The organism is Microcoleus sp. Pol12B4, from assembly GCF_036701385.1.
In the GTDB taxonomy this organism is placed as follows: Bacteria; Cyanobacteriota; Cyanobacteriia; order Cyanobacteriales; family Microcoleaceae; genus Microcoleus.
In genome coordinates this window covers 1-6,371 of sequence record NZ_JAUBQR010000304.1, presented here as the reverse complement: position 1 = coordinate 6,371, position 6,371 = coordinate 1, and the positions used below count along the sequence as shown (strand labels likewise).

Sequence of the window (6,371 nt, the reverse complement as noted above, 5' to 3'; positions counted from 1 at the left end):
CATATATTTGGCTGCCCAATGAATTTTTTATGCCTCAGTTTCTAACTGAGCCAGCTTTTCTTAGTCTAAACTCCAGTTCATAAAATTGACGGTTTTTTATAGTTTAGCATTGATGTTAGCCTATTGCTTGACAGGGTGGCAGTGGCGATCGGTAGAAAAAGCGACAATTAAGATGCGTAGTATTGATGCAAATTCACTTTTTAATCAAAAAACAAGATTGCGGTCTTACAGAATTATTCAAGTTCAGGATGTGGCACAGATTCAGCAGATCGATCCCTCGGCAGAGCAACAGCGTTCTGTTTGGAGTGTCGCTTTTAGTCCCGATGGTAAAACCCTCGCTTCTGGGAGTTTCGACCAAAGTATCAAATTTTGGGATGTGGCTACCGGCAAAGTTATTAAAACTTTCAGAGGCGCTCAGAAAGGAGCTTTGAGTATTGCTTTTAGTTCGGATGGCAAAACCCTCGCTTCTGCAAGTTTCGACAACACGATCGAACTCTGGGACGTGGCTACTGGTAAATCTATTGACAGGTTAACGGGTCATAAAAATTGGGTTTTGAGGATTGCTTTTAGTCCTGATGGTAAAACCCTTGCTTCTGCCAGTAGCGACAAAACTATCAAAGTCTGAGATGTGGCTACTGGTAAACTCATTCACACCTTGACCGGTCATCAGAGTTGGGTTGAGAGTTTTACCTTTAGTCCCGATGGTAAAACTCTGGCTTCTGGAAGTAGCGACAAAACTATTAAACTTTGGGATGTGGTTACGGGTAAACTGATTCGCGCTTTGACAGATAGCAAGAATTGTGTTTTGAGTATTGCTTTTAGTCCTAATGGTAAAACTCTGGCTGTTGGCAGTTTTGACAACAAAATCATACTGTGGGATCTGGCTGCGGGTCAAATTTTTGCAAGCTTGAGTGGTCATCACCAAGGGGTTTTGAGTATCGCCTTCAGTCCTGATGGCAAAACTCTGGCTTCTGGGAGTTTTGACAACACGATCGGACTCTGGGATGTGGCGACGGGTAAACCGATTCAAACTTTGATCGGCCATCAGGACTGGGTTGAGAGTGTCGCCTTTAGTCCTGACGGTAAAATGCTGGCTTCTGGAAGCTGGGATCGGACGATCGGACTCTGGGATGTTGCGGAGGGTAAGCCTGTTCGCACTTTGGCAGATCGCAATCATCAGCCTGTGGAGAAAATCGCTGCTTTTTGGGCGATCGAACTATAGCAATTCTCAAGGATTCGTGAAATGGGTCAGGTATTTGCACGATCGACAAAGCTGAACTTAGTTTTCGGGGATATGGTGGTTGCGATCGGCTGTTACTCAGGAGTCATTATGTTAACCATTCCGTTACCTTGCCATTGGCATTGGCGAAGATCGCCTTCCTAAAAAGCGATCTTGCAACAGAAAAACACACTCTAAAAAGGCAATAAACAATGGTATTAGAAATTAATCGCAACTTACGCTCTAAAACTTTGCAGCATGAGCATACTGCCTGCACGGCACCTATTGGTTTCACCGCAGAAGAAATCGAGCAATTCAGTTGGGGAACGCGAGGTCTTTTTGAACAAATGCCTGCCAGTGGAGTTGGCTATGAATGTTACGGACTCCCTGACAAGTGCTATGGTCACTCAAACGTCCTTCAGGCTCTCCAATACATCTGTACCGAGTGGGCAAAACTCTATCCCACTGGGCCTCGGATTGGCATTGGAAATATTAGTCTTCCAGACGGAGAGCCGATGCCACCCCATAGCACTCATCAACACGGACTAGATGTTGATATTGCGCCTGTTGCTAACACTGATGAAGAAATTCCTCTCACCTATTACGATAGTAAATACTCTCGCCAACGCACTCAAAAATTGGTAGATTTATTCTACAATAATCCAATTTTGGGTATTCGGACAATTCTATTCAACGATCCAGAAATTACACAGGTAGCGCCTTGCGCGGGACATGACGATCACCTTCATGTGAGTTTACTTTCCCCTGGAATTGATTCAGCCCCCTATAGCAGCGACCAAGACGGGGATTTGCGTCTGGTGATACCTCCGATGCAGGGAGAACGAGTCCGCAAACTTCAAGAAGATTTAGCCAACGTTGGCATTTCAGTTACAACAGATGATATCTTTGGCACGGAAACTGATGCCGCAATCCGAAAATTTCAGGCTGAACAAGGCTTGCAGGTTGATGGAATTGCGGGATTTGTAACGCAAACTCAACTGACACAATTAATTTCTGGACAGTCTCGTGCTGTTTCCAGCGAACCATCCGGCCTGAAACTCCAAGACGTGATTGACAAAAAGCAATCAATTCCTTTTGATGATATTGACTCTGGAGTGTTAGTTGAAGATCAACTATTCTGTGCAGAAATTCAAACCATTTTACGCGCTAATCATCTTTTAGAGGTTGTTGATGGGATTTACGGCCCTCAAACGCAAGAAGCCTTAAGAAGTTTTAAAGCGAGCCGTAAACTTGATGGTGGAGACGTGTTAGGGGCAACAACGGCTAAAGCTTTACTCGATGCCAAGCAGGGTGCTGGAAAGTTACCTGATTGGAAAGGCGGCGATAAGCAAGCCACAGTGGAGGCAATTATCAAAGAAGCTCATCGCCAAGGGATTACGTCTCAAGCTCAAATTGCTTACATTCTCGCAACTGTTGAACATGAAACAGCAGATAGTTTCCAACCCGTGCGAGAATCCTATTATTTGGGCGAACCAGAAGGGGAAAATGACCGCAAAACCCTACCCTACTATCCCTACTATGGACGGGGCTATGTGCAACTGACCCATGATTACAATTACCGGAAATATTCAGATGTGTTAGGGCTAGATTTAGTGAATGATCCGGATCTTGTCATGCATCCTGATATCGCACTCTTTATCCTAGTTGATGGGATGAAATGGGGTGCATTTACGGGTATGAAACTGGATGACTGTATTTCTGGCAACAATACGGATTTCTTGAGTGCCCGTAAAATTATCAATGGTACTGACCAGGCAGAACAGATTCAAACTTATGCCATGAACTGGCAAACCCAATTAGGGTAAAATTTGGGGCGATCGCAACTCAAGAATATACCTTGAATTTAAGCTTGACTTTGATAGCTTTTGGGTCAATCGGTTAAAGCGTCTTGCTAGTTTGTGACAGTAGTGCGCGATCGCCCAAAACTTCCTCACAGCATTAAGCTGAAAAATAGCCGCAGACTGTGGTAAAATCTTGTGCTTTAACTGAAACCACAGCCCCTAGACAAACCATAAGTAAAGCAGTAGCCAGGATTGTCAACTGTTTGGGTTTCATACTTAAGCAGTCGATGTTAAGTCATTTTAGAGAAGTTTGAAATTGAGACAGTGTTGCTTGTGGGCGATTGGAAAGAAAAAAGGAAGCAGTCGATGCGATCGCGGAATTTACAGCAATGGTTTCAGCAATTAATAACCTCCAGTTAAACCTCGGCGGTTGCTATAATTCCAAATATTCAAATCAAGATTAAGCGTGTCACCAGAAAAATCTCAACAACAAACGCCTCTATTAGATGCCTTGCGCGATCGCACAAATCACCCACACGCCCCATTTTATGCCCCCGGACACAAAGGCGGACAAGGAATCTCTCAACCCCTAATTGACTTATTCGGTGCGGCAGTATTTCGATCGGATTTGCCAGAATTGCCGGAGTTAGACAATCTCTTTAACCCAGAAGGTGCAATTGCCGAAGCTCAAGACTTAGCCGCCGAAGCATTTGGAGCCCAATCAACTCGGTTTTTGGCTAACGGTTCGACTTGCGGAATTATCGCCGCCATCTTAGCGACTTGCGGCCCAGGGGATAAAATTATCCTACCTCGAAATATCCACTCCTCGGCAATTTCTGGTTTAATTTTATCCGGTGCAATTCCGATTTTTGTCAATCCAGAGTACAACTCGGATTGGGATATTGCCAACAGCATCACCCCAGAAGCCACAGCCTCCGCATTAGAACAACATCCCGACGCCAAATCAGTAATGATGGTTTACCCAACCTATCACGGCGTCTGCGGGGATTTGCGGGCGATCGCCCAAATTACCCATCAATACAACATACCGTTATTAGTAGACGAAGCCCACGGCGCGCACTTTAACTTTCATCCAAACTTGCCCTCACCCGCACTATCAGCCGGCGCCGATTTAACAGTACAATCAATCCACAAAACCCTCGGTGCAATGACACAAGCATCGATGCTGCACGTCAAGGGCGATCGCATAGATATCCAAAAATTAAATAGAGCATTGCAGTTAGTACAATCTACCAGTCCGAGTTACATACTATTAGCATCCCTAGACGCAGCCCGCCAACAAATCGCACTCCACGGCAAAGAATTAATGACCCAAACTTTACAGCTAGCAGAAAAAGCGCGATCGCGCATCAGTCAAATTCCCGGCTTATCAGTTTTAGAACCGTTAAATACACCGGGTTTTGCAGCATTAGACAGAACCAGGCTAACAGTAAAAGTATCAGATTTAGGAATCACAGGATTTACAGCCGATGAAATTCTGCACTCTCAACTCGGTGTCACGGCAGAACTTCCCATGGTCAGACATTTAACATTTATTATCAGCTTGGGAAATACACAATCAGATATTGACAGTTTAGTTAAAGCTTGTACTCTTTTAGAAGGAAGAAGGAAGAAGGAAGAAGGAAGTTCGGCAACGGATTATGTAACGGATGTAACGGATATAACAGATGTCAGGAAGAAGGAAGAAGTCCGAAAGAAGAAGTCCGAGAGAAGAAGTCCGATGTCCGATGGAAGATTTGCCCACTCTCCCCCTCTCCCCCTCTCCCCCTCTCCCCCTCTCCTCTCCCCCCGTGAGGCTTTCTTTTTTCCAGCGGAAACAGTACCTGCAGACAAAGCAGTCGATCGTCTGTGCGCCGAACTCATTTGTCCCTATCCCCCAGGAATACCAGTCTTGATGCCCGGTGAAATCATTACCCCAGCAGCCGTTGACTACCTGCAACAAATCCTGGCCGCCGGCGGAAAAATCACAGGTTGCAGCGATCCCGGCCTTCAAACTCTCAAGGTTGTGCGACAGTAAATATTAAGGCTTGGGGGAAATTGGGAGAATTTCTACTTCTTCCACGAGTTCCAACTGCGGTCTTGCTTCAATCAAAAATCAAAAATCAAAAATATAACTATGCTTTGGCCCTACGTCACTCCAGGCATCCCGGATGACTTATTTGAACGTTTACCGGGAATTCCCATGAGTAAGCGAGAAGTCCGACTGCTGTTAATCTCCCACCTGCGGCTGCAAGCAGATTCAGTCGTGTGGGACATCGGTGCAGGTACTGGTACGATCGCCGTAGAAACAGGTTTGCTGTGTCCCAAAGGTCGCATTATCGCCGTCGAAAGGGACGAAGAAGTAGCAAGCTTGATTCGCAGAAATTGCGATCGATTCGAGATCAACAACGTAGAAGTCATAGAAGGCAGTGCCCCGGAATGCCTTGCAAACCTGCCCCAACCCCCCCACCGAGTCTGCATCGAAGGAGGTCGCCCGATTAAAGCGATTCTCCAAGAAGTCTGGCGTTACTTGCCACCTCACGGTAGAGTTGTTGCCACAGCATCCAATTTAGAGAATCTTTACGCCCTTTCCGAAGGGTTCGCCGAGTTGCAAGCCCGGAACATCGAGGTAGTCCAGTCCGCCGTCAACCGATTGGAGACTCGCGGCCTCAGTCAAACCTTTGCCGCCGTCAATCCCATATTTATTCTCAGCGGCGAAAAGCTGGATTAGAAGGAAGAAGAAGGCACGACAGGAAGTTTGACATGGATACACCGATTAATTCTGTAATTCTTAATCTTTTTTAAGTTCACTTAACCTTCATACTTAAGAATAGGGGCCACCATCGCTGGATTGACCGCCTGACTTGAGATATTGGATGACCGATGGGGGATGGGGGTTAGTTGTGCAAGGGATCAACTCGTGCTCTAGAAAAATCCCAAATCTCAAATCCAAAATCCAACATCCAAAATCCAACATCGAATGATCCGCCGTCTGCAAGAGAAATTCATTTTATGCCTTGGTCTCGTATCCTGAGTGGAATAGTTGCGATCGCCCTTGCTTTGGGAATGATTATTATGGGCGGATGGTACTTCACTGTCGGCTTTGGAGTCATAGTCTACCTAGGGCAATTGGAATATTTTCAATTAGCCAGGGCTAAAGGTATTGCACCCGCTGCCAAAACTACCTTAGCCGTTAGTCAAGGGCTATTAATTACTGCCGCCCTAGCACCGGAACTCGTAGATGCCATGTTCCCCTTAGCGGGAACCTTAATTTGTTTCTACCTGTTATTCCAACCTAAATTATCGACGATCGCCGATATTGCCTCCTCAGTTTTAGGATTGTTCTACGG

6 protein-coding genes are annotated in these 6,371 nt (G+C 45.8%); all 6 read left to right on the top strand.

Annotated elements, in window-relative coordinates:
• Nucleotides 1–112 precede the first annotated feature (112 nt).
• Nucleotides 113–625, top strand: a complete 513-nt coding sequence (locus tag QUA38_RS26810; protein WP_333167265.1) for a WD40 domain-containing protein — start codon at nucleotides 113–115, stop codon at nucleotides 623–625.
• Nucleotides 626–628: 3 nt separating this feature from the next.
• Entirely contained in the window at nucleotides 629–1,222 is a 594-nt protein-coding gene (locus tag QUA38_RS26805; protein WP_333167263.1) for a WD40 repeat domain-containing protein, read from the top strand.
• Nucleotides 1,223–1,431: 209 nt separating this feature from the next.
• The gene (locus QUA38_RS26800; protein ID WP_333167261.1) at nucleotides 1,432–3,045 is read left to right on the top strand and encodes a penicillin-insensitive murein endopeptidase; all 1,614 of its coding nucleotides are present in this window, start codon (nucleotides 1,432–1,434) and stop codon (nucleotides 3,043–3,045) included.
• Nucleotides 3,046–3,487: 442 nt separating this feature from the next.
• Nucleotides 3,488–5,059 (top strand): aminotransferase class I/II-fold pyridoxal phosphate-dependent enzyme, encoded by a 1,572-nt coding sequence (locus QUA38_RS26795; protein ID WP_333167259.1) that lies wholly within the window; start codon nucleotides 3,488–3,490, stop codon nucleotides 5,057–5,059.
• A 99-nt stretch (nucleotides 5,060–5,158) separates the two neighbouring features.
• The gene (gene cbiT / locus QUA38_RS26790; RefSeq protein WP_333167257.1) at nucleotides 5,159–5,752 is read left to right on the top strand and encodes a precorrin-6Y C5,15-methyltransferase subunit CbiT; all 594 of its coding nucleotides are present in this window, start codon (nucleotides 5,159–5,161) and stop codon (nucleotides 5,750–5,752) included.
• A gap of 281 nt (nucleotides 5,753–6,033) precedes the next feature.
• Nucleotides 6,034–6,371: phosphatidate cytidylyltransferase (locus QUA38_RS26785; protein ID WP_333167256.1), on the top strand; the 338-nt coding region annotated here is incomplete at its 3' end.